The organism is Burkholderia sp. MBR-1 (genome assembly GCF_013822785.1).
Lineage (GTDB): Bacteria > Pseudomonadota > Gammaproteobacteria > Burkholderiales > Burkholderiaceae > Burkholderia > Burkholderia vietnamiensis.
The window spans coordinates 385,641-409,523 of sequence record NZ_CP053609.1; the positions used below are offsets into that span (position 1 = coordinate 385,641).

Here is a 23,883-nt window from a genome sequence, read left to right on the forward strand (position 1 = left end):
GTCACTCCTCTTCCTCTTCCGCATGCGGCGTCGCGAAACTGCGCCACAGCAGCACCGGGATGATCAGCGTGAACACGATCACTTCCTTGTACGCGCTCGCCCAGAACGACGAATACGACTCGAGCACGCCGACGAGCAGCGAGCCGGCCGCCGCGAGCGGATAACTGACGAGACCGCCGATGATCGCGCCGACGAAACCCTTCAGCCCGATGAGGAAGCCGGAGTCGTAGTAGATGGTCGTCAGCGGGCCGACCAGAATGCCGGACAGCACGCCGAGCCCGGCTGCCAGCGTGAACGCCAGCCGCCCGGCCTCGGTCGTGCCGATCCCGACGAGCCGCGCGCCGAGCCGGTTCACCGACGTCGCGCGCAGCGCCTTGCCGGCGATCGTGCGGCCGAAGTACACGTAGAGCGCGCCGATCAGCACCAGCGCGGTCGCGACCACGACGATGCTCTGCACCGACACCGTCATGCCACCCAGGGCGAGTGACGCATCGGTGAATCCGTTGGTGCGCGAGCCTTCCGCGCCGAACATGACGAGCCCCAGCCCGACCATCGCGAAATGGACGGCAACCGACACGATCAGCAGCAGCAGCGTCGTGCCTTCGGCGATCGGCTGATACACGAGCCGATAGACGAACGGCCCCATCGGCACGACGATCGCCAGCGTCAGCGCGATCTGCGCGAGCATCGGCAGCGGCTGCGCGGCGAAGTTGCGCGTGAGCGCGAACATGGCGAGCGGCAGCAGCACGTAGCGGCTGCCGAGCGTCGCGAGCGTCCGGCCGAGCTGATGACGGCGTTCGCGATGGCGGATCAGGCCGCCCGCTTCGAGCAGAAAGCACGCGATGCCCATCACCAACAGGAGCCAGCAGGTGGCCGGAAATTTCTGCGCCTGCAGCGCCGCGAGCGTCAGCGCACCGTAGGCGACGAATTCGCCCTGGGGAATGAAGATGACCCGCGTGACGGAAAACACCAGCACGAGCGCCAGCGACAGCAATGCATAAATGGCGCCGGTCGTGATGCCGTCTTGCGCGAGGATCGCCGCAATCGAGAGATCCATACGTTTCGTGTATCGAGAGTGCTGCGAAGAATCGGTGACGGGACAACGGCCCGCAAGCGAGAACGGCATGGCGGGAACGCGGCGCGCCGTTCCGCGGTGTTCCGGAAAACATGCGGCGGGCCCGGTGCCGTTCCCTCCGGCCCCGCCGGTTTCACGTGATGCTTACTCGGCCTGCAGCTTCCACTTGCCGTCGACGATCTGCACCATCACGCGCGCGCGCGTGTCGAAGCCGTTGTGATCGGTCGGCGTCATGTTGATCACGCCGTGCGACACCGGCAGATCCTTCACGCTCTCGAGCGACGCGCGCAGCGCCTCGCGGAACGCTTCGGTGCCCGGCTGCCCTTTCTTCAGCGCCTCCGGAATCGCGCGCTGCAGCAGCAACCCTGCGTCCCATGCGTGGCCGCCGAAGGTCGACAGCGAACCCGCGCCGTAGGCCTTCTCGTACGCCGCCTTGTAGCCGAGCGCCGGCTTCTTCACCGGGTTCGAGTCGGGCAGCTGGTCGGTCACGAGCACGGGGCCGGCCGGCAGGATCTCGCCTTCGCAATCCTTGCCGCACACGCGCAGGAAGTCGTTGTTCGCGACGCCATGCGTCTGGTACACCTTGCCCTTGTAGCCGCGCTCCTTCAGCGTCTTGGCCGGCAGCGCGGCCGGCGTGCCGGAGCCGGCGATCAGCACCGCGTCCGGCGTCGAGCCCATCAGCTTCAGCACCTGCCCCATCACCGACGCATCGGTGCGGTTGTAGCGCTCGTTCGACACGACCTTCAGCCCGTTCTTCGCCGCGGCGGCGTTGAAGGTGTTGTACCAGCTGTCGCCGTATGCATCGGCGAAGCCGATGAAGCCGACGGTCTTCACGCCGTGCTTCGCCATGTAGTCGGCGATCGCGTCGGCCATCAGCTGATCGTTCTGCGGCACCTTGAACATCCACGCGCGCTTCGCATCCATCGGCGCGATGATCTGCGCGCTCGCGGCCAGCGAGATCGTCGGCGTCTTGCCCTGCGACACCGGATCGAGCATCGCGAGCGAGTTCGGCGTAACGGACGAACCGATGATCGCGTCGACGTGATCCTCGTCGATCAGCTTGCGCACGTTCTGCACGGCGCGGCTCGTGTCGGACGCGTCGTCGAGCACGATGTACTGGACGCTCTTGCCCCCGATCTCCTTCGGCAGCAGCGCGATCGTGTTCTTCTCCGGGATTCCGAGCGATGCGGCCGGCCCGGTGGCCGACAGCGTCACGCCGATCTTGACCTGGGCGGACGCCGTCGCCGCCGCGCACACGAGGCCAGCCGCAAACAGAGCCTCCATCCATCGATTCATTTTCATTTACGTTGTCTCCAAACGCTGCTCGAAAAATCCGCGGGTCGCTCTGGCGGCTCCCGGTCCTCAAACAATTTAATAATTTAACTATCCCGCTGTGCCGCGCCTACGCTCGTTTTCCCGCGAGGCATCGTCGCGCACAGCAGAACGGCCATTCGACCGCAACGATGCGCGACGGCGATGTCGTCGAAATGAAGCAAGCGAAAAACAGAAGCGGCGAAGCGGCCGCGATGCACGCGCAACGACGGCGGCAACGCGCCCGGTGCGGCGCCGTCGCCAGGGGCGAACAAAGGCCGCAATCGGCCGCTCATGCGACGGTGAACGAGGCATCGGATCTGGCGAGCACCGCGCCAACCTGCGCGTTGCCGGCGCTTCCCGCGGCAACGGACGTCGCACCCGCCCGGCTGCGCCCGCAAGCCGCAAGAAGCCCGCGCCGCCCTGCTCCCGAACGGCTGCCCTCGACCGTACGCGATACCGCGATCCAACGTCCTGCGCGTCTCATCCAACCGTACTCCCTGTTCTGCGTTGCGCTCGTAGGAGAACTGCCGACCGATTTTCCCGACCGCTCGGTCGGCGAAAGCCGAGTGTAACGGACGCCTTTCATGCACGCTAACCGGGTAAGCCCGAACCGCGCGCAGGCGCGCGCGTGCCGTCGACAGCTCGACAGGACGATCGAAGGAAAATACGGGGCGGGATGAACGGTGCGATGCGAGCGCGCGAAATGGCGCGCATTGAGGGCGATGCGCGCCATGCACCATCGATGCAAATTCGCGCACGCAAATGAAAAAGCGCTGTTGGATTCCGTCCAACAGCGCTTTGGGGTCCGGGCACTTTGTGCCTCGATTGTCTCCTCGTTCTCCACCTGCAAATTCGTTTCGCGGTGCATCAGAACTGAAACGAAGATTAAAGGACCTTTCACCCTGCGACAACTTAGCATTTACCCCTATGGTGCATCGCCGCACGAAAATGGGGCAGCAATCTGGCCGTGCGGCGCGGCCCGGGCGAGCGCAAAACGCCTCTGCGCAAGGCGCCGGATGGTGCTTCGCATCAACGCCGCCGCGCACCGAATGCAACGCGATCAGGACGGCCGCAGCGTCTTCACGCGCGCGACCATCTCGCCGACGATGCCGCGCCGGAACGCAAGCACGCATGCGATGAAGATCAGCCCGGTGACGATCGTCGCCGATTCGCCCAGCGAGTGGAACCAGCCGACGCCCGTGAGCGATGCGAGCCACTCGCCGATGTCGCCGAGTCGGTCTTCGAGCGCGACGATCAGCGCCGCGCCGAGCAGCGGCCCGAACAGCGTGCCCATCCCGCCGACGAGCGTCATCAGCACGACGAGGCCCGACATCGTCCAGTAAGCGTCGGACAGCGTCTCGAAGCCGAGCACCAGCACCTTCAACGCGCCGGCCAGCCCGGCGAGCCCGGCCGACAGGATGAACGCGAGCAGCTTGAAGCGGTCGGTGTCGTAGCCGAGCGAGATCGCGCGCGGCTCGTTCTCCTTGATCGCGACGAGCACCTGGCCGAACGGCGAATGCACGACCCGCACGATGAACGCACACGCGGCGACGATCACCGCGAGCACGACGTAGTACAGCGTAACGTCGTTCGACAGGTCGAGCACGCCGAACAGGTGGCCGCGCGGCACGCCCTGCAGCCCGTCCTCGCCGTGCGTGAACGGCGCCTGCAGGTAGATGAAGTAGACCATCTGCGCGAACGCGAGCGTGATCATCGCGAAATAGATGCCCTGCCGCCGGATCGCGAACAGGCCGACGACGAGCCCCAGCAGCGTGGCCGCCGCCGTGCCGGCGAGCACGCCGAGCTCCGGCGTGAAGCCGAGCGTCTGGATCGCGTAGCCGGTCGCGTAGCCGGCGCTCGCGAGGAACATCGCATGGCCGAACGACAGCAGCCCCGTATAGCCGATCAGCAGGTTGAACGCGGCCGCGAACAGCGCGAACGCGAGCACCTTCATCACGAACACCGGATACGCGCCGATGAACGGCGCCGCCAGCAGCGCGGCGAGCAACGCGCCGTAGAGCACTTTTCTCTGCATCATTTTTCCTTGCCGAACAGGCCCGCCGGACGGAACAGCAGCACGATCGCCATGATCACGAACACGACGGTGGCCGACGCTTCCGGATAGAACACGCGCGTGAAGCCCTCGATCACGCCGAGCAGCAGCCCGGTGACGATCGAACCGAGTATCGAGCCCATCCCGCCGATCACGACCACCGCGAACACGGTGATGATCATCGGCTGGCCCATCAGCGGCGACACCTGGATCACCGGCGCCGCGAGCACGCCCGCGAACGCCGCGAGCGCGACGCCGAAGCCGTAGGTGAGCGTGATCATCATCGGCACGTTCACGCCGAACGCCTCGACGAGCTTCGGGTTCTCGGTGCCGGCGCGCAGATATGCGCCCAGACGCGTCTTCTCGATCACGAACCAGGTCGCGAGACACACCGCGAGCGATGCGACGACCACCCACGCGCGGTAGTTCGGCAGGAACATGAAGCCGAGATTGGTCGCGCCCGACAGTTGCGCGGGCACGTCGTACGGCTGGCCCGACGAACCGTAGATCGAACGGAACACGCCTTCGACCACCAGCGTGAGGCCGAACGTGAGCAGCAGCCCGTACAGGTGATCGAGCTTGTACAGCCAGCGCAGCATCGAGCGCTCGATCGCGATCCCGAACGCGCCGACGATCAGCGGCGCGAGCACGAGCATTGCCCAGTAAGGCAGGCCGAAGTACGACAGCCCCATCCACGCGAGCATGGCGCCCAGCATGAACAGCGCGCCGTGCGCGAAGTTGATCACGTTGAGCAGCCCGAAGATCACCGCGAGCCCGAGGCTCAGGATCGCGTAGAACGAGCCGTTGACGAGGCCGAGCAGCAACTGGCTCAGCATCGCCGGCAACGGAATGCCAAAGATTTCCATCGACTTAGCCGTCAGTATGAGTTTGGTTGCGCGTGCAACCTTCAGGCCGGCGCGCATGCGCGGCCCGGCGGCCACGTCGCCCGGGCCGCCGGAACCGCCGCAGCGCCGCTACGCCGCGCCTACTTCCACAGCGCGCAGCGCGATTCCTGCTTGGTGCCGAACGCCTGGTCGCCCGGGATCGTCGCGAGCACCTTGTAGTAATCCCACGGCTCCTTCGACTCGGACGGCTTCTTCACTTCCATCAGGTACATGTCGTGGATCATGCTGCCGTCCTGACGGATGTAGCCCTTCGCGTAGAAGTCGCTGATCTTGAGCTTCTTCAGCTCGGCCATCACCTTGTCGGAGTCGGTCGTACCGGCCGCCTGCACGGCCTTCAGGTAGGTCGTCACCGACGAGTAGTCGGCGGCCTGCAGGCTCGACGGCATCTTCTTCATCTTGCCGAAGTAGCGCTGCGCCCACTGGCGCGACGCGGCGTCGCGGTTCCAGTACCAGCTGTCGGTCAGCACGAGACCCTGCGTCGTCTCGAGGCCGAGGCTGTGCACGTCGTCGATGAACATCAGCAGCGCGGCGATCTTCATCGTCTTGGTGATGCCGAATTCCTTCGCGGCCTTGATCGAGTTGATCGTGTCGCCGCCCGCGTTCGCGAGGCCGAGGATCTGCGCCTTCGACGACTGCGCCTGCAGCAGGAACGACGAGAAGTCCGACGCCGACAGCGGGTGCCGCACCGCGCCGAGCACCTGGCCGCCGTTCGCCTTCACGACGTCGGACGTGTTCTTCTCGAGCGCCTTGCCGAACGCATAGTCGGCGGTCAGGAAGAACCAGCTCTTGCCGCCTTGCTTGACCACGGCCGAACCGGTGCCCTTCGCGAGCGCCATCGTGTCGTATGCGTAGTGGACCGTGTACGGCGTGCACTGCTCGTTGGTCAGCGTGTCGGCGCCCGCGCCGATGTTGATGTAGACCTTCTTCTTCTCGGCCGCGACCTGGTTCATCGACAACGCGGTCGCGGAGTTCGTGCCGCCGACCAGCAGGTCGAGCCCGCCGCGATCCATCCATTCGCGCGCCTTCGACGCGGCGATGTCGGCCTTGTTCTGGTGATCCGCGTAGACGACCTCGATCGGCTTGCCGAGCACCTTGCCGCCGAAGTCGGCGACTGCCATGCGGATCGCCTCGAGGCCGCCCTGCCCGTCGATGTCCGCGTAAAGCCCCGACATGTCCGTGATGAAGCCGATCTTCACGCTGTCGGCGGCATGTGCCGCGCCGGCGCTGAATGCTGCGGTCGCGACCGCGAGACACGCGTGTGCGAGGGTCTTCATTTTCATTGACGTCTCCTGTTGTTCTGATGCGTTGTGGTTGTTCGTGCGCCGCCACGGCCAGCGGCAAGTGAAACGGGGCGGCGTCACACCCCCAGCAGGTCGTGAAGGATCGGCATCTTTCCTTCCAGTTCGGACGAGCGGAAATGCTCGACGATGCGGCCATGCTCCATCACGTAGAAGCGGTCGGCGAGCGGTGCGGCGAAGCGGAAGTTCTGTTCGACCATCACGACCGTATAGCCGCGCGCCTTCAGCGCGACGATCATGCGCGCGAGCGCCTGCACGATCACCGGCGCGAGGCCTTCCGAGATTTCGTCGAGCAGCAGCAGGTTCGCGCCGGTGCGCAGGATCCGCGCGACCGCGAGCATCTGCTGCTCGCCGCCCGACAGCCGCGTGCCCTGGCTCTGCCGGCGCGACGCGAGATTCGGGAACATCGCGTAGATCTCGTCGAGCGACATCGCGTGCTCGCGCGGGCCGATCGGCGGCGGCAGCATCAGGTTCTCCTCGCACGACAGGCTCGAGAAGATGCCGCGCTCCTCCGGGCAATAGCCGACACCGAAATGCGCGATGCGGTGCGTCGCCAGGCCGATCGTCTCGTTGCCGGCCACCTTGATCGAGCCGCTGCGGCGCCCGGTGAGCCCCATGATCGCGCGCAGCGTCGTGGTGCGCCCCGCGCCGTTGCGGCCGAGCAGCGTGACGACCTCGCCGCGATGCACGGTCAGATCGACGCCGTGAAGAATGTGGGATTCCCCGTACCAGGCCTCGAGGCCCGAGATTTCCAGCGCGGGCGCGCCGCTTTCGACGCCGCTCAATTCGCGTTCCTCCCGTTCGCTGTGCTTCATGCGTGCGCCCCTGCGAGCGCCGCGTCGGCGCTGCCCATGTAGGCCTCGATCACCAGCGGATTCTTCGACACTTCGGCATACGAGCCTTCGGCAAGCACCTCGCCGCGCTGCAGCACGGTGATCGTGTCGGAGATGCCGGCGATCACGTTCATGTTGTGCTCGACCATCAGGATCGTGCGGCCGGCCGCGACTTTCTTGATGAGCGCGGTCACGCGATCGACGTCCTCGTGGCCCATCCCCTGCGTGGGCTCGTCGAGCAACATCAGTTCGGGCTCCATCGCGAGCGTCGTGGCGATTTCGAGCGCGCGCTTGCGGCCGTATGCAAGCTCGACGGTCGGCACGTGCGCGAAATCGCTGAGGCCGACCTGCGTGAGCAGATCCATCGCGCGATCGTCGAGGCGCCGCAGCGTGCGCTCGCTGCGCCAGAAATGGAATTCGGTGCCGAGGGCGCGCTGCAGCCCGATGCGCACGTTCTGCAGCGCGCTCAGGTGCGGGAATACCGCAGAGATCTGGAACGAACGGATGATGCCGCGGCGCGCGACCTGCGCGGGCCGCTCGCCGGTGATGTCGATGCCGTTGAAGACGATCTGGCCGGCCGTGGGCGTCAGGAACTTGGTCAGCAGGTTGAAGCAGGTGGTCTTGCCCGCGCCGTTCGGTCCGATCAACGCGTGGATCGCGCCTCGGCGCACGCGCAGGTTGACGCCGTTGACGGCAGTGAAGCCCCTGAATTCCTTCGTCAGTCCGCGTGTTTCGAGAATCGTGTCGCCGAGAATCATGTTCCCTTCCGTACGAAGTCGGGCGAAGCACCGGGGAGCGTCGCACTGGCGATCGCGATCGGCGCCGCGGATCGGCGGGCCGCCCCCGGGCGCCGTATTACACGTCGAGGGTGGTCTCCCCGCGCCGACGCGTATGCACACTGCGGGACATTGTCGCCTCGTTGGTGCAGTGCAATCATCGGGATTTGCACTTATAGGGCTGGCCGCCATATCGCACGCGGTGGAGCGCGAAGGTTCGACACGTGCGCGCTCCGCGACCACGCTGCGCACGGCGCGTGCCTGTGAAAACAGCGCGCGTCAGGTCATCGCGACCACGTCGCCGATCGTGACCCATGCGCGGGTTCAACGTGATCGTTCGCACGCGCGCGCTTCCAACCGCCGCATATGCGAACCCGTTTCGCCGCATAGCTCGAAGGTCGCCGCAGACACGCGGCCGCCGCGCGTGTGGCGCCGATATCACGCCGATATCACGCCGGCGTCATCGCCGCTTCCGTGCGCACCTGCGTCGCGTCGCGCGCCGTGCGGCGATCCTCGCGGATCATGTCGCTCGCGCGCTCGGCGATCATCAACGTCGGCGAATTCGTGTTCCCCGACGTGATGAACGGCATCACCGACGCGTCGACGATCCGCAGCCCCGCGATCCCGCGCACGCGCAGCCGGCTGTCGACCACCGCACGTTCGTCGTCGGCGCGCCCCATCCGGCAGGTGCCGACCGGATGGAAGATCGTCGTGCCGATCGCGCCCGCCGCTTCGACGAGCTCGGCCTCGGTCTGATAGCGCGTGCCCGGCAGAATCTCCTGCGGGCGATAACGTGCGAGCGCCGGCGCGGACGCGATGCGCCGCGTCAGCCGCAGCGCATTCGCGGCGACGTGACGATCGTGATCGGTCGACAGATAGTTCGGCGCGATCGACGGCGCGACGCCCGGATCGGCGCTCGCGATATGCACGCTGCCGCGCGAGCTCGGCCGCAGCTGGCAGACCGACGCGGTGAATGCGTTGAAGCGGTGCAGCGGCTCGCCGAAGCGCTCGAGCGACAGCGGCTGCACGTGATATTCGAGATCGGGACGCGTGAGCGCCGGGTCGTCCGGATCGGATTTCGCGAACGCGCCGAGCTGCGACGGCGCCATCGACATCGGCCCGCGCTGCAGCAGCGCGTATTCGGCGCCGATCATCAGCTTGCCCCACCAGTTCGCCGAGCGCGTATTCAACGTGCGCACGCCGTCGACGCGAAACGCCATCCGCAGCTGCAGGTGGTCCTGCAGGTTTTCGCCGACCGCGGGCAGATCGTGCACGACGTCGATGCCGAGCGCCTGCAGCCGCGCGCCCGCGCCGATGCCCGACAGTTCGAGCAGCTGCGGCGAATTCACCGCGCCGGACGTCAGCAGCACTTCGATGCGCGCGTGCGCGACGTAGTCGACGCCGCCGCCGTGGTATTCGACGCCGACCGCGCGCCGGCCGTCGAACACCACGCGCTGCGCGTGCGCGCCGGTGATCACCGTCAGGTTCGGGCGCGCCATCGCGGGCCTCAGGAACGCCTTCGACGTATTCCAGCGCACGCCGCGCTTCTGGTTCACTTCGAAATAGCCGACGCCGGTGTTGTCGCCGCGGTTGAAATCGTCGGTGGCCGGGATGCCCGTCTGCTGCGCGGCCTGCGCGAACGATTCGAGAATCTCCCAGCGCAGCCGCTGCTTCTCGACGCGCCAGTAGCCGCCCGCGCCGTGCGCGTCGCTCGCGCCGGCGTGATGGTCCTCGCTGCGCTTGAAGATCGGCAGCACGCTGTCCCACGACCAGCCGGCGTCGCCGGCTTCCTGCGCCCAGCCGTCGTAATCCTCGCGCTGGCCGCGCATGTAGATCATTCCGTTGATCGACGAGCAGCCGCCGAGCACGCGGCCGCGCGGATACGACAGCGCGCGGCCGTTGAGCGCCGCCTCGGGCTGCGTCTTGTACAGCCAGTCGGTGCGCGGATTGCCGATGCAGTACAGATAGCCGACCGGGATATGAATCCAGTGGTAATCGTCCTTGCCGCCCGCTTCGAGCAGCAGCACGCGGATGTCGGGATCTTCGGTCAGGCGGTTCGCGAGCACGCAGCCGGCCGTGCCCGCGCCGACGATCACGTAATCGAATTCGCCCTCGAGCGTGCGTTGAGTGGTCACGACGTGTCTCCTGAGTTGTTGTGCGCCGCGCGGGGCGTGCCGCGCGCCTTTTTCAGCATAGTGCGCCGCGGAGCGACGCGATCGTTGCAGCGTACTCCGGCCGCGCGCTGCCGATCCAATGAGTTATGCTGAACTGCGTTATAAGCCGCACTCATATCACGACGATGGATCTCACTCTGCTGCGCGCGTTCGCGACGGTCGCCCGTGAAGGCAATCTCACGCGCGCCGCCATGCAGCTGCACCTGACGCAGCCGGCCGTCAGCCTGCAGATCAAGCATCTGCAGGAAGCGCTCGGCGTCGTGCTGTTCACGCGCACGTCGCGCGGGCTCGCGCTCACCCGCGACGGACAGACGCTGCTGCCGCACGCGGAGCGCGCGCTCGCCGCGGCCGTCGACGTCGAGCGCGCCGCCGCCGCGCTGCGGCACGAGGTGCGCGGCCGGCTGCGGATCGGCACGATCCTCGATCCGGGTTTCCTGCGGCTCGGCGGCTTCCTGCGCGCACTGGTCGAAACGCATCCGCAGATCGAAACGGCGCTGCGGCACGGGATGTCGGGCTGGGTGCTCGAACAGGTGCGCGGCGCGGCGCTCGACGTCGGCTACTACATCGGCCGGCCGGGCGAAGACGATCCGCGCGACGACGCCCTGTTCCACACGGTCACGCTGACCCATTTCGAGTACCGCGTGCTGGCGCCGGCCGGCTGGAAGGAGCGCGTGCAGCGCGCGCACGACTGGCGCGCGCTGGCCGCGCTGCCGTGGATCTGGACGCCGCCGGCGTCCGCCCATCATCGGCTGCTGACGCGGCGGTTCGCGGCCGCGGGCGCACAACCGGTGAAGGTCGCCGAGGTCGATCAGGAGCAATCGATGCTCGATCTCGTGAAATCGGGGATCGGTTTGACGCTCGCGCGCGATTCGACCGCGCTGGCCGAAGCGCACGCGCACGCATTGACGATCGTCGAACAGGTGACGGTGCCGACCGAGCTCACGTTCGTGACGCTCGCCGAGCGCCGCGACGAACCGGCCATCGCCGCCGCGCTGCGGTTGATCGACGCGCAGTGGGCGAGATGAGGCCACCGCGCGTCATGCCACCGTCGCAGGTTTTTTGCTAGATTGTGCGTTCGCACACCGCGAGCCCCTGACCGAAGGAGATCCGCATGGCCCGCAACATCGAGATCAAAGCCCGCGCCCGCGAATTCGACCGGCTGCGCGAACAGGCGGCGATGCTCGCGACCGAAGCGCCGCTGTTCTACCGTCAGCAGGACTTCTTCTACGACGTGCCGCGCGGCCGGCTGAAGCTGCGCCGCTTCGAGGACGGCACGCCGGCCGAACTGATCTTCTACCAGCGCGACGACCGTGACGGCCCGAAGGCGTCGTACTACACGCGCAGCCCGGTGACGAACCCCGACGCGATGCATGCGCTGCTCGCGACCGCGCTGACCACGCGCGGCATCGTGACCAAGGAACGGCACGTCTATCTGGCGGGCCGCACGCGTATTCACCTCGATCGCGTCGACGGCCTCGGGGACTTCATCGAACTCGAAGTAGTGCTCGCCCCCGACGACGACGAAGCCGACGGTGAAGCCGAAGCGCATCGCGTGTTCGCGCAGCTGGGCGTCGCGCAGGAGGACCTCGTCGCGGTCGCATACGTCGATCTGCTGAACGCCGACGCTCAATCGGAAGCCGCATAAGCGGCGACAATAATGGCGGCATGACCGCCGCCGGCGCGTCATGTGGCGGCGGCACCGCCATCACCGCCCTGCCGCTCGATCACGCCGCGCCGGGCGCCAGATGCGCGAGCGGCAGCGCGCCGTTGCGCTTGAACGTGGTCAGCACGATGTTCGAGCGCACGCTGTCGACGCCCGGCACGCGCATCAGCTTCTTCATCACGAACTGCGACAGCGCGTTCAGATCGGGCGCGACGATCCGCAGCAGATAGTCGGCGTCGCCGACCACCGCATGACACTCGAGCACCTCGGGCAGCACGTCGATCTGCTGCTGAAACTGCTCGATGATCGAATCGCCGTGATGCTTGAGCTTCAGGCTCGTGAACGCGGTGACGCCCAGGCCGAGCTTTTCCGGCCGCAACATCACGCGATAGCCTTCGATCACGCCGGCCGCCTCGAGCCGCTGCAGCCGCCGGCCGATCTGTGACGGCGACAGCGGCACCTCCTCGCCGAGCTGCTGATGCGTGGCACGGCCGAAGCGCTGCAGCACATCGAGAAGCGCGAGATCGAAGTGGTCGAGTTCCAGCATGAATGTCCTCCGCACAAAACGATGAAATGATGCGGGATTATCGCATCGAACGGAGAATCGACGCCCTCTTTGCGCCCATCACGCGCGCACCCCGCTCTACACTCGCATGGTCATTCACCCCAGCATGCAGAGCGTCACCATGTCCAGCGTCGTCACCGCGAAACTGCAGGAGCAGTTCGACGCGGGCCTCGAAACCCGTGCCGATTTCACCATCGACCAGCCGCTCGAACGCTACGGCCAGGTCGATCACGCGGTATGGCAGCAGCTGTATGCGCGCCAGGCGGCGCTGCTGCGCGGGCGCGCATGCGACGCGTTCATCGGCGGGCTCGGGAAGATCCGCTTGCCGGCCGACCGCGTGCCGTCGTTTGCTGACGTGAACCGCCAGCTGAAGCCGGCCACCGGCTGGGAGATCGTCGCGGTGCCGGGCTTGGTGCCCGATCGCGTGTTCTTCGAGCATCTCGCGCACCGGCGCTTTCCGGTCACCTGGTGGATGCGCCGCCCCGACCAGCTCGACTATCTGCAGGAGCCCGACTGCTTCCACGACCTGTTCGGCCACGTGCCGCTGCTGATCGAGCCGGTGTTCGCCGACTACATGCAGGCCTACGGGCGTACCGCGCTCGCGGTCGCGGACGACGACGCGGCGCTCGCACGGCTCGCGCGTCTCTATTGGTATACGGTGGAGTTCGGGCTGATCCGCGATCCGCGCGGCACCAACGGGCTGTCGATCTACGGCGCGGGAATCGTGTCGAGCAAGGGCGAGAGCCTCTACAGCGTCGAGAGCGCGGCGCCGAACCGGCTCGGCTTCGACCTCGAGCGCGTGATGCGCACGAAGTACCGGATCGACACGTTCCAGAAGACCTACTTCGTGATCGACGACTTCGCGCAGCTGTTCGCGCTGGCCGACGTCGACGCGCGTGCGCTGGCCGAGCGGCTCGCCGCGCTGCCCGAGCTGTCCGCCGACGCGGTGCTCGATACCGACGTCGTGCTTCAGCGCGGCACCGGCGAAGGCTGGCCCGACGACGACGACGCATGACGCATGAGGCATGATCCAGCCGCGGACGCCGGCAGCCTCCGGCGCCGGCCGCGATGCGCGCCGCCCAACTATGAAACAATGACCGGAGCCGGCTTTGCCGCGCGGCGTGTGCCGCGCGCGAGCGCCGCTACCGAACGAGGTGCAACATGATCCACAAGCTCACATCCGAAGAACGCAAGACGCGGCTCGAAGGCCTGCCGCACTGGACGGCCGTGCCGGGCCGCGACGCGATCCAGCGCAGCCTGCGCTTCGCCGATTTCAACGAGGCGTTCGGCTTCATGACGCGCGTCGCGATCAAGGCGCAGGAGATGAACCACCATCCGGAATGGTTCAACGTGTACAACCGCGTCGACGTGACGCTGTCGACCCACGACGCCGACGGGCTGACCGAGCGCGACATCGAACTCGCGCAATTCATCGACCGCGTGTGTGCGCACACGCTGCCGGCGGCCTGACACGTTGCGCGAGCCGCCGCGCCGGTTTTGCCGCGCGGCGCGTCAACTTTTCATTTCGCTGAACGTTTTCTAGGATGTATTGAGCGAAAGCCTTCAGCTTTCCAAGCCATCCTTAAGGCGCACGTAAGTCTCGAACGCATTCCGCGCCTTGGGGTCCAAACCTTCCAGTTGCAGCGCGCTTCCGCGCTGTACAATCAGCAGCGCATACGGCTTGGAGAGCGCGCTGGCCTCTTCGCAGAGTTTGAGTTCGTCGCCGCTGGATGGCGAGCGGGCGCGCCAGAAATTGATCGCGGCTTCGAGGTCGTGAATCGAAATATCGGACATGATTGAATTTGTTCGTTCGCTGGCCGCCATGCTTGATGTCAGGCGATGCGGCGCCCCTGTGGAAACGGCGTCGTGCTGTCCGCGTGCCTGAACCGCCAACCCATTGTACTTGAGCGAACTTCATGCGACTCCTTCTGATCGAAGACGACCGCCCCATCGCACGCGGTATCCAGAGCAGCCTCGAGCAGGCTGGCTTTACCGTCGACATGGTGCACGACGGCATCTTTGCCGAACAGGCGCTGGCACAAAACCGCCACGAACTCGTGATCCTCGACCTCGGCCTGCCGGGTATCGACGGGATGACGCTGCTCACCCGCTTTCGCCAGACCAATCGCCACACGCCGGTCATCGTGCTGACCGCGCGCGACGAACTGAACGACCGCATCCAGGGCCTGAACTCCGGCGCCGACGACTACATGCTCAAGCCGTTCGAGCCGGCCGAGCTCGAAGCGCGCATCCGCGCGGTGATGCGCCGCAGCGGCCCGCACAGCGACATGCCGCGGCCGGAAGTGTCGCTCGGCGGCGTCCGGCTGTCGGGCGTCGATCGCCGCATCTTCAACGACGACAAGCCGCTCGAGCTGTCGCCGCGCGAATTCGCGGTGCTCGAAATGCTGCTGCTGCGCCACGGCCGCGTGGTCAGCAAGGCGCAGCTGCAGGATCACCTCACGCATTTCGGCGGCGATCTCGGCGACACCGCGATCGAAGTCTACGTGCACCGCGTGCGCAAGAAGCTCGAGCAGTGCCGCGTCGAAATCGTCACGGTGCGCGGCTTCGGCTACCTGCTGCAGGAAATCCGCCAGACCGCCAGCGTCTGAGCGGCCGGGCGCGCCGGCCGGCCGCCTGCGGCCGGTGCGTCGCACCGCGCCGTTGCCAGTCGCCCGTCGCCGTCCGGTGCCCGACCGCGCCGCTCCCCGTGAGCGGCGCTCATCCATTTGCCCGTCGAAATGTCTGCTGATCCGGCCGTGACCTCCAGCCTGCGCCGCTCGCTGCTGCGGCGCCTCGCCGCGCCGCTGTCGATGCTCGCGCTGATGAGCGGCCTGATCGCCTACTGGCTCGCGTGGCAATACACGCAGCACGTGATCGACCGCTCGCTCGCCGATCTCGCCACCGCCATCTCGAAACAGATCCAGATCGCCGGCCCCGACGCGCCGTTCACCGTGCCGCCGCTCGCGCAGGCGATGTTCTCCGATCCGGCCGAAGCGCTGATCTACCGGATCAGCGACGGCGAACAGGAGCTCGCCGGCGATCCGAAGCTGCCGCTGCGCGGCATCAACGTGCGCCGCATGCATCACGCGTACGTGTTCGAGGCCGAGTACGACAATCGCGCGGTGCGCGTCGCCCAGGTACGCGTCGAAGACGTCGAGGGCGGCAAGCCGATGGTCGTCGAAGTCGCGCAGCCGGTGCGGCACCGCTACAGGATCGCCGCCGAATTCCTGGTCGCCATCATGATGCCGCTGCTGCTGTTGCTGCTCGCCGGCTGGGGCATCGTGTGGCGCGTCGTGAACCAGCAGCTCGGCCCGCTCACGCATCTCGCCGATTCGCTGAACCGGCAGACCCACACGTCGCTGGAGCCGGTCGACGAGACCGACGTGCCGCTCGAAATCCGGCCGCTCACGAGCGCGATGAACGCGCTGCTCGGCCGCCTGAAGACCGCCCTCGACGCGCAGCGCAAGTTCATCGCCGACGCCGCGCACCAGCTGCGCACGCCGCTCACCGCGGTGAAGCTGCATGCCGAGCAGGCGGCCGTCGCGCGCGATCCGCAGCAGACCTATACGGCCGTGCGCGAACTGCGCGCGGCTGCCGATCGCGCGGTGCGGCTGTCCAACCAGCTGCTGTCGCTCGCTCGCGCGGAGCCGGGCGAACAGGTTGCGCGTTTCGTCGACGTCGACCTCGCCGCGATGGCGTTCGAGACCGGCGCCGAGTGGGTGCCGCGCGCGCTCGCGTCGCACGTCGATCTCGGCTTCCAGCGCAGCGACGAGCCCGGCGACGACGAAACATTGAACGTGCGCGGCAATCCGGTGCTGCTGCGCGAAGTCATCGCGAACCTGCTCGACAATGCATTGAAGTACGTGCCGCTCGCGCGGCCGGACGGCGCGCGCATCACCGTGAACGTCGCGCGCGGTACGCTCGACGACGGCCTGCCGGCCGCGGAGATCGTCGTCGAGGACAACGGCCCCGGCGTGCCGGCGAATCAGCAGGCGGACCTGTTCAAGCGCTTCTTCCGCGGCGACGCGCAAAGCGGCAACGGCGTCGAGACGGGTGCGGGGCTGGGCCTCGCGATCGTGCACGACATCATCGCGATGCACGGCGGCACGGTGTCGTACGAGGATGCACCCGAAGGCGGCTCGCGCTTCGTGGTGCGGGTGCCGCTCGCCGAGCGAACCAGCAAGCCGGCGAGCGAAACGCCGGCGGCCGTGCCGACGCACTGAGCGGCGCGTAACGCGCGCGTAGCGGATCTCGAGCGAACCCGGCGGAGCCATCGAGCCTGCCCGGCCGCGCAGCAACGCAGCAACAAGGCCCGCCGGCGCAACAGCCGCGCGAGCTCGCGCGGCGCGTCGCTCACTTCTTCTTTTTCTTGTCCTTCGCGCCGGACTCGGCCTTGCCGTCCTTCTTGTCCTTCTTCTTTTTCTTCTTGCCGTCGTCGTCCGGCGTCGCGAGCAGCGTGCCGCGGCACGTCTCGGCGCCGCAATGGCACGCGTATTCGCGCTTGAGCTTCTTCGTCAGCTTCTCGTCGATCACGAGGCCGTAGTCGTAGAACAGCTCCTCTTCCGGCTCGATGTCGCGCAGCGCGTGGACGAACACGCGGCCCTTGATCTCCTCGGCCTCGCAGTTCGGCGCGCACGAGTGGTTGATCCAGCGCGCGCTGTTGCCGTTGACCTTGCCATCGATCACGCCGCCGTCTTCGAGTGCGAAGTAGAACGTATGGTTCGGGTCGTTCGGATCGTGCGGATGACGGCGCAGCGCTTCCTTCCACGAGATCCGCTCGCCCTTGTATTCCACTACGCGCTCGCCGGCCTTGATCGGCTCCACCGCGAACACGCCCTTGCCGTGTATTCCCGAGCGGCGCACCGCGATCCTGCGTGAACTCATCGAACGAATCCTTGTGAAGTCGACTTGAATGAAAGACGGCCGTGCTCACGGCCCTGCGTCGCGCCAAACGAAAACGCGGCACCGACGGTGCCGCGTCCGGGCATGCAGCGAATCATCCGCATGCTACACGTTCGAGATTGCTTCGTTCAACATCGCGCGACGTCGCGCGCACGACGTTCAGCGTCAGCGCTGGCCGAACGCGACGTCGCCGAACAACGCCTTGTGCTCGCGCGGTTGCGAACGCCAGTACTGCGGCGGCGCCGACACCTGCGCGCCGAGCTCGGCCGCCGCATGCCACGGCCAGCGCGGGTCGTACAGCATCGCGCGCGCCATCGCGACGAAATCCGCGTCGCCGGCCTCGATCAGCCGGTTCGCATGCGCGGGCTCGCTGATCAGGCCGACCGCGATGGTCGGCATCCCGACCGCGCGCTTCACGGCCTGCGCGAACGGCACCTGATAGCCCGGCGACAGCGGAATCTTCTGCAACGGCGACACCCCGCCGGACGACACGTCGATCCAGTCGCAGCCGCGCTGCTTCAGCGCATGCGCGAACGCGATCGTGTCGTCGAGCTCCCAGCCGCCTTCGACCCAGTCGGTCGCCGACACGCGCACGCCGACCGGCCGATCGTCGGGAAACGCCGCGCGCACGATGTCGAAGATCTCGAGCGGAAAGCGCATCCGGTTCTCGCGCGAGCCGCCGTACTCGTCGGTGCGCCGGTTCGCGAGCGGCGACAGGAACTGATGCAGCAGATAGCCGTGCGCCGCATGCACCTCGATCGCGTCGATGCCGAGCCGCGCCGCGCGTTTCGCCGCCGCCGCGAACGCGTCGCGAATCCGGTTCAGGCCGGCCGTATCGAGGGCCAGCGGCGGCGTCTCGCCTTCCTTGTGCGGCACGGCCGACGGCGCATGCGGCAGCCATCCGCGGTCGGCCACCGAGACGAGCTGGCCGCCCTGCCACGGCACCTCGCTCGAGGCCTTGCGGCCGGCATGCGACAGCTGCATCGCGACGCGCACCGGCGAATGCTTGCGAATCGCCGCGAGCACCGGCGCGAGCGCGGCTTCGGTCGCGTCGTCCCACAGACCGAGGTCGCCGGCGGTGATGCGGCCGTCGGGCTCGACCGCGGTCGCTTCGATGCAGAGCAGGCCCGCGCCGGACAGCGCGAGATGGCCGAGGTGAATCATGTGCCAGTCGGTCGCCTCGCCGCGTTCGGCCGAATACTGGCACATCGGGGAGATCACGATCCGGTTCGGAAGCGTCACGCCGCGTAGCGTGAACGGGGAAAACAACGCAGTCATGGAGGCCGCTCGCGTGCAGAGGAAAGAGCGGATCAGCGTAGCACGCACGTCGCGCGCGTGCAGGCGGGCGGTTGGTCAGTAAGCGGATGGTCAGCTAGGGGGTTGCCGCAGATGTGGGAACAGCACTGCGCCGCGTGCCGGCTCGCCGATCGCGCGGTGCCAGCGGTGCCGCGCGCGCGATCACACCCCGACGCTGTCGAGCCACTCCGAGAACATGCGTCGCGCGGCCGTCTCGAGCGCGGGGCCGTGCTGCGCGGTGTCGGCCCGCAGACGACACGCGTCGATGCCGGCCGTCGCCGCGATCTCGCCGGCATTGCCGATCAGCCAGGGCTCGAAGCGGTCGGTGCGGATTTCCGGATGGCATTGCAGCGCCAGCACATGCCGGCCCCATGCGAACGCCTGGTGGCGGCACGCCGGTGTCGATGCGAGATGGATCGCGCCGCCCGGCAGGTCGAACGTGTCGCCGTGCCAGTGCAGCATCGAGGTGGCCGCAGCGTCCAAATGACGCAGCGGCGAGGCGCGGCCCGCGTCGGTGAGCGCGAGCGGCGCCCAACCGAGTTCCTTCTCGGCGGCCGGATAGACGCGCGCGCCGAGCGCGCGGGCGATGAACTGTGCGCCGAGACAGATGCCGAGGATCGGCAGGCCCGCATCAATGCGCTGGCGCACCAGCGCCGCAAGCGGCGCGATCGACGGATACTGCGCATCGTCGTACACGCTGAGCGGCCCGCCGAGCAGCACCAGCAGCGACGGCTGCAGCGCGTCGAGCACCTCGACGCGCGACGCGCCGACGTCCACGTAACGCACGCGGCGCCCGCGTTCGCCGAGCACCTGCTCGAAGCTGCCGAGATCCTCGAAATGCACGTGGCGGATCGCCACCACTTCGGCATGCATCATCGGCCTCCCGGTCGATCGGCGGACTTCAGCCGGCGAATACCTTCCAGGTCTTCTTCTGGGTCGCGACGTCGGCTTCTTCGTGCCCCGAGCAGTCGAGGCGCAGGTCGCTGTCGGTCATCGCGTGGTCGAACACGGCGCAGTGATGCACGGTCTTCTTCGACTGCTTGCCCGGCTGGAAGTGCGCGCACGTCAGGCACATGCGCTGCGGCGGCGTCGCACCGGCCACCTGCAGCTCGCGCAGCGTCTTCAGCAGCGCGCGATACAGTGCGCTCTGCTCGTCGGCGCCGAGCTTGCCGACCGCTTTCGACAGAAACTCCGGCCATTGCAGCGCCTTCTTCGCCGCGGTGCGGCCGCGGGCCGACAAACGCACCGCGAGCGCGCGGCCGTCGTCCAGGGCGCGACGCTTCTCGACGAGCCCCTTCGTCTCGAGCGTGCTCACCGCATCGCTGGTGGTCGCGGCCGTGAGCTGCGTCTCGCGTGCGATTTCGCCGAGGCGCATCGGCCCCTTGCGTTGCAGCAGCAGCACGAGGATCTCGCCCTGCGTCGGCGTGAGGCCTGCGCCCTCCGCCCAATCCCACGCCTGGCTCCGCATGGCCGTGCTCAATCGCAGCAAGCTGTGGGTCACACGTCCCGAAGCCTGATTCCCGTAAACGCCTTCGCTCATAGTCTTTTCGCTTTGCCGCCGCCCGGATGCCGAGCAGCCGTAGTGTGGAGATCCGATGTCTATCTCAAAATAAACGCCCACCGAGGAGCGTCAACACGGCCGTCGCGAGGCACACGCGGCGGTCGCATTCGCGGCGACCGGTGAGAGACCCGTCGTTCCGGTGTCCGCAGAGTCGCCATTCTAAGCGAGAGCGGAAAATCGTACAGCTAAGTTATCCACAGCATTCTGTGGGGAATACCTCGATAACCGTAACTTTTCGTTGTGCCGCCAATTGCCGCGGGTGGTGCGACAAAACGCGCAAACATTTTCGTGTCCGGATCGGACATTTGTCTGGCGATACCGGACGAAGGGGTTATCCAGTGCGCAGAGCGTTGACTTTGAAGCGGAATATCGGGTTATCCACAGATTTTGAGGAACACTGGGGACGCGATTGGCCCGAAATGGCGGCGAATACCGTTCAGTGAATCGCCGCGCGGTCGAGCCTGCAATCTGCAAAACATTTTTTCATTCGCGCCAGCGCAAACACTGCTGTCTGACCGTTTCGTTCAGCGACTTCTCCTGTTTGAAAACGGTTCTCAACCACGACGCGTCATTTACGCGCGCTTTCGCTAGCGCACCGATCTCGTCGAGGGCCGCGCGCGAGCCGAGCGCCGCCGCGTGCGGGGCGATCCGGTCGAGCGTGTCGAGGATGTCCTCCGCGATCGTGCGGCGCTCACCCGTCTGAGGATTCACGCAGGTCCCCTCGAGCCCGAAGCGGCACGCTTCGAAACGGTTGAACGTGTAGACGAGATAGTCGTCCTCCGACAGCTTCAGCGGCCGGTCGGTCAGCAGATAGCGCGCGAGCGTCTGGATGTAGCACGCGATCGCGGCCGCGCGGTCGACCGACAGCGGCGTGTCCATCACGCGCACCTCGATCGTTCCGTAGCCGGGCTTCGGCCGGATGTCCCAGTAGAAGTCCTTCATCGAGTTGACCACGCCCGTGTTGACCATCTTCGTGAAGTACTCCTCGAAGCTGTCCCAGGTCAGCACGAACGGCGCGCGGCCCGACAGCGGGAACGCGAACACCGAGTTCAGGCGCGCCGAATGGAAGCCGGTGTCGACGTTCTGCACGAACGGCGACGACGCCGACAGCGCAATGAAATGAGGAATGAAGCGCGACATCGAATGCAGCAGGAACAGCGCGCTGTCCGGGTCTGGGCAGCCGATGTGCACGTGCTGGCCGAACACGGTGAACTGCTTCGCGAGATAGCCGTACAGCTCCGAGATGTACTGGAAGCGCGGCGCGTCGTAGATCTGCCGGTCGCTCCACTGCTGGAACGCGTGCGTGCCGCCGCCGCAGAGCCCGACGTTCAGCTGGTCGGCCGCCTTCACGAGCACGTCGCGGATCGCGTGCAGCTCGGAGAGCGCCTGTTCGTGCGAATGACAGATGCCGGTCGACAGCTCGATCATGCTTTCGGTGATTTCCGGCGTGATGTTGCCCGGAAAGGTCTCGCCCTGGATCAGCCGCATCAGGTCGGACGCGGCCTTGGTCAGGTCGTAGTTGTGCGTGTTGACGACCTGGATCTCCAGCTCGACGCCGAAGGTGAACGGTTCGGAATTGACGAAGGTTTCGAGTGCCATGGCGGGTTCCGGAATCAGTTTCTGTCGCTGCGTTCGCTGACCGCCGACAGGCAGCGGTACACGACGAACGGGCTCACGAGCTGCAGGACCACGATCGTGCACATCACGATCGCGCGCAGGTGCGGGTCGAAATTCGGATACATCTGATAGGTGTCGTCGACGAGCAGGTACGACAGCGCGGACATCGGCGTGAGCGCGATGCCGAGCGCGACGCCCTGCTTCATCCCGAGCCCGCTCGGCTTCGCGAACGCGACCACACCCGCCAGCTTGGCGACGAGCCGCGTGACGATCAGCACGATCGCGAGCAGCCCGCCGAGCGCGATGTCGCCCCACGTGAACGACGTGAGCGTCAGCACGAACAGCACCACCGTGAGCAGCCAGCCGGCCGTGCCGAAGTGCTCGGGCCACAGCTGCGGACGCGCTTCGAGGTTCTTCACGATGATGCCGGCGAGCAGCAGCGTGAGCAGCGTCGACAGCTTCAATGCCTGGGCGACCGCGATCGCCAGCATCACGAGCCCGAACAGCGCGACGAACGAGTGCTCGTCGCGCATCGTCGAGGTCATGTGGCGGAACAGGTAATTGCATGCGCGCGCAACGAGATAGGCGACGATGAACGAACCGGCGATCAGATACACCGGTTGCAGGATCGTCGCGAACACGTTGCCGTACGCTTCCTGATGGAGCCAGCTCGTCACGAGCTTGGTCAGCACGATCGCATACACGCTGTTCAGCGCGGTCAACGTGATGAGCCGCTGCGACACCTGCCCTTCCGCGCGCAGTTCGGTCTTCAGCTGGATCACCATCGACGGCGAGGTCGCGATCGCGATCGCCGACAGCACCAGCGCGACCATGCCCGACACGCCGAGCGCGAGCATCACGAACAGCACGAGCACGAAGGTCAGCGTCGCTTCGGCGAGGCTCGACGCAATCAGCCACGGATTGCGGCGAATCCACTTCAGGTCGAGCCGGCTGCCGAGCTCGAACAGCAGCAGGCCGAGCGCGACGTCGATCAGCAGACGCGAGGTTTCGTCGGTACTCGCGTCGATCACGCCGAATCCGAGCGACCCGGCGATCAGACCGATCACCGCATAGCCGGTGATGCGCGGCAGTCGCCAGGCGCGATAGCACAGCTCGCCACACAGACCGGCCGCAAACAACGCGAGACCGGCCCAGAACACGGCATCCGGCGCGAGCGGCCAGTTGGGCAGAAATGAGAACGCCGACTTCATCGTGGTGACTTCTCCTTTGGAAGCAATCGCCAGCGGCGCGGGGTCAAGCGTCAGAAATGAGATGCACGCCGGCTGGGTATCGCCCCGAATGTGATTGTTGTGGTCGACGACGGCGGGACATGGGATCCGCCTCTTCCGCCATCCGGCGGAGTGTCGTACAGGCTGCCGATCTGGATTGTCGGCCTGGTGTGTGAACGGACTGCGCAGTCTCGAAGATTCAGATTCGAAATCGTGCCGACCGTTCCATTGATGCATGTCCGGCGCAGGGCCGGACGAACGCGAAGGAAACCGATTGTGCCACAGCTTTTTCGTTCCGGAACCCGCCCGATCGACTCGCGGCGCTGTGAGGCGCCACAGGTCTTTGGTTTCAACTGTTTACTCGTATACATACGTAGTAGAAGTTAACAAGGCACGCACAGTTCTGTGGATAACGCCGGTTTGTGTAGAAAGATCAAGGCATTGGCGTGCGCGTAACCCGTTGCACACGTTGTTTGCTCACAGCGGTTCGAGTTGAGCAACTTTCGGGCCGCATCGCGGCTGTGCGAGTTACCCAGTTTACGTCCACTGTGATTGCACACGGACTGCGTACGGATTCCGCGCAGTTATCCACAGCGGTGCGTGGATAAGTTTGCGCGGGCGA

23 protein-coding genes are annotated in these 23,883 nt (G+C 66.6%); 7 read left to right on the forward strand and 16 right to left on the reverse strand.

Annotation, left to right across the window (positions count from 1 at the left end; translation table 11 throughout):
* Position 1: 1 nt before the first annotated feature.
* Together MBR110_RS01795 and MBR110_RS01800 are read right to left on the reverse strand one after the other, a co-directional pair.
* Complete coding sequence (locus MBR110_RS01795; protein WP_043290604.1) at positions 2 to 1,057, reverse strand: branched-chain amino acid ABC transporter permease; 1,056 nt, start codon at positions 1,055 to 1,057, stop codon at positions 2 to 4.
* Between the two features lie 162 nt (positions 1,058 to 1,219).
* On the reverse strand, positions 1,220 to 2,377 hold the full coding sequence (locus tag MBR110_RS01800; protein ID WP_011882800.1) for an ABC transporter substrate-binding protein: 1,158 nt from the start codon (positions 2,375 to 2,377) through the stop codon (positions 1,220 to 1,222).
* 161 nt (positions 2,378 to 2,538) lie between these two features.
* Between MBR110_RS01800 and MBR110_RS01805 the strand changes: the two genes are divergently transcribed.
* Entirely contained in the window at positions 2,539 to 2,961 is a 423-nt protein-coding gene (locus MBR110_RS01805) for a hypothetical protein (protein ID WP_043290601.1), read from the forward strand.
* 488 nt (positions 2,962 to 3,449) lie between these two features.
* Here MBR110_RS01805 and MBR110_RS01810 read toward each other — a convergent pair whose 3' ends face one another.
* From MBR110_RS01810 to MBR110_RS01835, 6 genes are all read right to left on the reverse strand, one after another.
* A complete protein-coding gene (locus MBR110_RS01810; protein WP_059568085.1) occupies positions 3,450 to 4,424 on the reverse strand; it encodes a branched-chain amino acid ABC transporter permease in 975 nt (324 codons plus the stop codon).
* The gene (locus MBR110_RS01815) at positions 4,424 to 5,308 is read right to left on the reverse strand and encodes a branched-chain amino acid ABC transporter permease (RefSeq protein WP_014722163.1); all 885 of its coding nucleotides are present in this window, start codon (positions 5,306 to 5,308) and stop codon (positions 4,424 to 4,426) included. Before MBR110_RS01815 ends, MBR110_RS01810 begins: the two co-directional genes overlap by 1 nt.
* Positions 5,309 to 5,427: 119 nt before the next feature.
* The gene (locus MBR110_RS01820) at positions 5,428 to 6,627 is read right to left on the reverse strand and encodes an ABC transporter substrate-binding protein (protein ID WP_014722162.1); all 1,200 of its coding nucleotides are present in this window, start codon (positions 6,625 to 6,627) and stop codon (positions 5,428 to 5,430) included.
* Positions 6,628 to 6,704: 77 nt separating this feature from the next.
* Positions 6,705 to 7,460 carry an ABC transporter ATP-binding protein gene (locus MBR110_RS01825; RefSeq protein ID WP_014722161.1) on the reverse strand — a complete coding sequence of 252 codons (756 nt, stop codon included), beginning with the start codon at positions 7,458 to 7,460 and terminating at the stop codon, positions 6,705 to 6,707.
* Positions 7,457 to 8,236 (reverse strand): ABC transporter ATP-binding protein, encoded by a 780-nt coding sequence (locus MBR110_RS01830; protein WP_011882795.1) that lies wholly within the window; start codon positions 8,234 to 8,236, stop codon positions 7,457 to 7,459. The genes MBR110_RS01825 and MBR110_RS01830 overlap by 4 nt, the downstream gene beginning before the upstream one ends.
* Before the next feature lie 467 nt (positions 8,237 to 8,703).
* Positions 8,704 to 10,389, reverse strand: coding sequence for a GMC family oxidoreductase (locus tag MBR110_RS01835; protein WP_059735490.1), 1,686 nt, complete (start codon positions 10,387 to 10,389; stop codon positions 8,704 to 8,706).
* A gap of 164 nt (positions 10,390 to 10,553) precedes the next feature.
* Here MBR110_RS01835 and MBR110_RS01840 point away from each other — a divergent pair, with 164 nt between their 5' ends.
* Positions 10,554 to 11,453, forward strand: a complete 900-nt coding sequence (locus tag MBR110_RS01840) for a LysR family transcriptional regulator (RefSeq protein ID WP_043290600.1) — start codon at positions 10,554 to 10,556, stop codon at positions 11,451 to 11,453.
* A gap of 86 nt (positions 11,454 to 11,539) precedes the next feature.
* Complete coding sequence (locus MBR110_RS01845; protein ID WP_011882792.1) at positions 11,540 to 12,073, forward strand: class IV adenylate cyclase; 534 nt, start codon at positions 11,540 to 11,542, stop codon at positions 12,071 to 12,073.
* Between the two features lie 79 nt (positions 12,074 to 12,152).
* On the opposite strand, the gene MBR110_RS01850 is transcribed toward MBR110_RS01845, so the two are convergent.
* Positions 12,153 to 12,638 carry an Lrp/AsnC family transcriptional regulator gene (locus tag MBR110_RS01850; RefSeq protein WP_006408082.1) on the reverse strand — a complete coding sequence of 162 codons (486 nt, stop codon included), beginning with the start codon at positions 12,636 to 12,638 and terminating at the stop codon, positions 12,153 to 12,155.
* A 106-nt stretch (positions 12,639 to 12,744) separates the two neighbouring features.
* On the opposite strand from MBR110_RS01850, the gene phhA reads away from it, so the two are divergent.
* Both phhA and MBR110_RS01860 read left to right on the forward strand, forming a co-directional pair.
* Positions 12,745 to 13,671 (forward strand): phenylalanine 4-monooxygenase, encoded by a 927-nt coding sequence (phhA, locus tag MBR110_RS01855; RefSeq protein ID WP_176322690.1) that lies wholly within the window; start codon positions 12,745 to 12,747, stop codon positions 13,669 to 13,671.
* 146 nt (positions 13,672 to 13,817) lie between these two features.
* Positions 13,818 to 14,126: a 4a-hydroxytetrahydrobiopterin dehydratase gene (locus MBR110_RS01860; protein WP_011882790.1), complete on the forward strand. Its 309-nt coding sequence runs from the start codon at positions 13,818 to 13,820 to the stop codon at positions 14,124 to 14,126.
* Between the two features lie 93 nt (positions 14,127 to 14,219).
* On the opposite strand, the gene MBR110_RS01865 is transcribed toward MBR110_RS01860, so the two are convergent.
* Entirely contained in the window at positions 14,220 to 14,450 is a 231-nt protein-coding gene (locus MBR110_RS01865; RefSeq protein WP_014722154.1) for a DUF3717 domain-containing protein, read from the reverse strand.
* Positions 14,451 to 14,572: 122 nt separating this feature from the next.
* On the opposite strand from MBR110_RS01865, the gene MBR110_RS01870 reads away from it, so the two are divergent.
* Together MBR110_RS01870 and MBR110_RS01875 are read left to right on the forward strand one after the other, a co-directional pair.
* Positions 14,573 to 15,265 (forward strand): response regulator, encoded by a 693-nt coding sequence (locus tag MBR110_RS01870; RefSeq protein ID WP_006401494.1) that lies wholly within the window; start codon positions 14,573 to 14,575, stop codon positions 15,263 to 15,265.
* A gap of 129 nt (positions 15,266 to 15,394) precedes the next feature.
* Positions 15,395 to 16,879, forward strand: a complete 1,485-nt coding sequence (locus MBR110_RS01875; protein ID WP_011882788.1) for a sensor histidine kinase — start codon at positions 15,395 to 15,397, stop codon at positions 16,877 to 16,879.
* A gap of 130 nt (positions 16,880 to 17,009) precedes the next feature.
* On the opposite strand, the gene MBR110_RS01880 is transcribed toward MBR110_RS01875, so the two are convergent.
* The 6 genes from MBR110_RS01880 to MBR110_RS01905 all read right to left on the reverse strand — a co-directional run bounded on the left by MBR110_RS01880 (position 17,010) and on the right by MBR110_RS01905 (position 23,243).
* The gene (locus MBR110_RS01880) at positions 17,010 to 17,540 is read right to left on the reverse strand and encodes an SET domain-containing protein (protein WP_034192996.1); all 531 of its coding nucleotides are present in this window, start codon (positions 17,538 to 17,540) and stop codon (positions 17,010 to 17,012) included.
* Between the two features lie 183 nt (positions 17,541 to 17,723).
* Positions 17,724 to 18,836, reverse strand: a complete 1,113-nt coding sequence (locus MBR110_RS01885; RefSeq protein ID WP_181709144.1) for an NADH:flavin oxidoreductase/NADH oxidase — start codon at positions 18,834 to 18,836, stop codon at positions 17,724 to 17,726.
* A 180-nt stretch (positions 18,837 to 19,016) separates the two neighbouring features.
* On the reverse strand, positions 19,017 to 19,727 hold the full coding sequence (locus MBR110_RS01890) for a glutamine amidotransferase (protein WP_034193033.1): 711 nt from the start codon (positions 19,725 to 19,727) through the stop codon (positions 19,017 to 19,019).
* A 28-nt stretch (positions 19,728 to 19,755) separates the two neighbouring features.
* Entirely contained in the window at positions 19,756 to 20,394 is a 639-nt protein-coding gene (locus MBR110_RS01895; RefSeq protein ID WP_059454909.1) for a MarR family winged helix-turn-helix transcriptional regulator, read from the reverse strand.
* Between the two features lie 504 nt (positions 20,395 to 20,898).
* The gene (locus MBR110_RS01900; protein WP_011882782.1) at positions 20,899 to 22,014 is read right to left on the reverse strand and encodes a YbdK family carboxylate-amine ligase; all 1,116 of its coding nucleotides are present in this window, start codon (positions 22,012 to 22,014) and stop codon (positions 20,899 to 20,901) included.
* A 14-nt stretch (positions 22,015 to 22,028) separates the two neighbouring features.
* A complete protein-coding gene (locus MBR110_RS01905; RefSeq protein WP_011882781.1) occupies positions 22,029 to 23,243 on the reverse strand; it encodes a cation:proton antiporter in 1,215 nt (404 codons plus the stop codon).
* Between the last annotated feature and the right edge of the window lie 640 nt (positions 23,244 to 23,883).

Bases quoted from the DNA above. Each gene is read 5' to 3' on its own strand.
- MBR110_RS01830 (WP_011882795.1), bottom strand. From the start codon at position 8,236: ATGATTCTCGGCGACACGATTCTCGAAACACGCGGACTGACGAAGGAA.
- MBR110_RS01825 (WP_014722161.1), bottom strand. From the start codon at position 7,460: ATGAAGCACAGCGAACGGGAGGAACGCGAATTGAGCGGCGTCGAAAGC.
- phhA (WP_176322690.1), top strand. From the start codon at position 12,745: ATGGTCATTCACCCCAGCATGCAGAGCGTCACCATGTCCAGCGTCGTC.
- MBR110_RS01885 (WP_181709144.1), bottom strand. From the start codon at position 18,836: ATGACTGCGTTGTTTTCCCCGTTCACGCTACGCGGCGTGACGCTTCCG.
- MBR110_RS01845 (WP_011882792.1), top strand. From the start codon at position 11,540: ATGGCCCGCAACATCGAGATCAAAGCCCGCGCCCGCGAATTCGACCGG.
- MBR110_RS01850 (WP_006408082.1), bottom strand. From the start codon at position 12,638: ATGCTGGAACTCGACCACTTCGATCTCGCGCTTCTCGATGTGCTGCAG.
- MBR110_RS01895 (WP_059454909.1), bottom strand. From the start codon at position 20,394: ATGAGCGAAGGCGTTTACGGGAATCAGGCTTCGGGACGTGTGACCCAC.
- MBR110_RS01905 (WP_011882781.1), bottom strand. From the start codon at position 23,243: ATGAAGTCGGCGTTCTCATTTCTGCCCAACTGGCCGCTCGCGCCGGAT.
- MBR110_RS01840 (WP_043290600.1), top strand. From the start codon at position 10,554: ATGGATCTCACTCTGCTGCGCGCGTTCGCGACGGTCGCCCGTGAAGGC.
- MBR110_RS01810 (WP_059568085.1), bottom strand. From the start codon at position 4,424: ATGCAGAGAAAAGTGCTCTACGGCGCGTTGCTCGCCGCGCTGCTGGCG.
- MBR110_RS01890 (WP_034193033.1), bottom strand. From the start codon at position 19,727: ATGCATGCCGAAGTGGTGGCGATCCGCCACGTGCATTTCGAGGATCTC.
- MBR110_RS01900 (WP_011882782.1), bottom strand. From the start codon at position 22,014: ATGGCACTCGAAACCTTCGTCAATTCCGAACCGTTCACCTTCGGCGTC.
- MBR110_RS01820 (WP_014722162.1), bottom strand. From the start codon at position 6,627: ATGAAAATGAAGACCCTCGCACACGCGTGTCTCGCGGTCGCGACCGCA.
- MBR110_RS01875 (WP_011882788.1), top strand. From the start codon at position 15,395: ATGTCTGCTGATCCGGCCGTGACCTCCAGCCTGCGCCGCTCGCTGCTG.
- MBR110_RS01860 (WP_011882790.1), top strand. From the start codon at position 13,818: ATGATCCACAAGCTCACATCCGAAGAACGCAAGACGCGGCTCGAAGGC.
- MBR110_RS01795 (WP_043290604.1), bottom strand. From the start codon at position 1,057: ATGGATCTCTCGATTGCGGCGATCCTCGCGCAAGACGGCATCACGACC.
- MBR110_RS01805 (WP_043290601.1), top strand. From the start codon at position 2,539: ATGCGCGACGGCGATGTCGTCGAAATGAAGCAAGCGAAAAACAGAAGC.
- MBR110_RS01865 (WP_014722154.1), bottom strand. From the start codon at position 14,450: ATGTCCGATATTTCGATTCACGACCTCGAAGCCGCGATCAATTTCTGG.
- MBR110_RS01815 (WP_014722163.1), bottom strand. From the start codon at position 5,308: ATGGAAATCTTTGGCATTCCGTTGCCGGCGATGCTGAGCCAGTTGCTG.
- MBR110_RS01870 (WP_006401494.1), top strand. From the start codon at position 14,573: ATGCGACTCCTTCTGATCGAAGACGACCGCCCCATCGCACGCGGTATC.
- MBR110_RS01800 (WP_011882800.1), bottom strand. From the start codon at position 2,377: ATGAAAATGAATCGATGGATGGAGGCTCTGTTTGCGGCTGGCCTCGTG.
- MBR110_RS01880 (WP_034192996.1), bottom strand. From the start codon at position 17,540: ATGAGTTCACGCAGGATCGCGGTGCGCCGCTCGGGAATACACGGCAAG.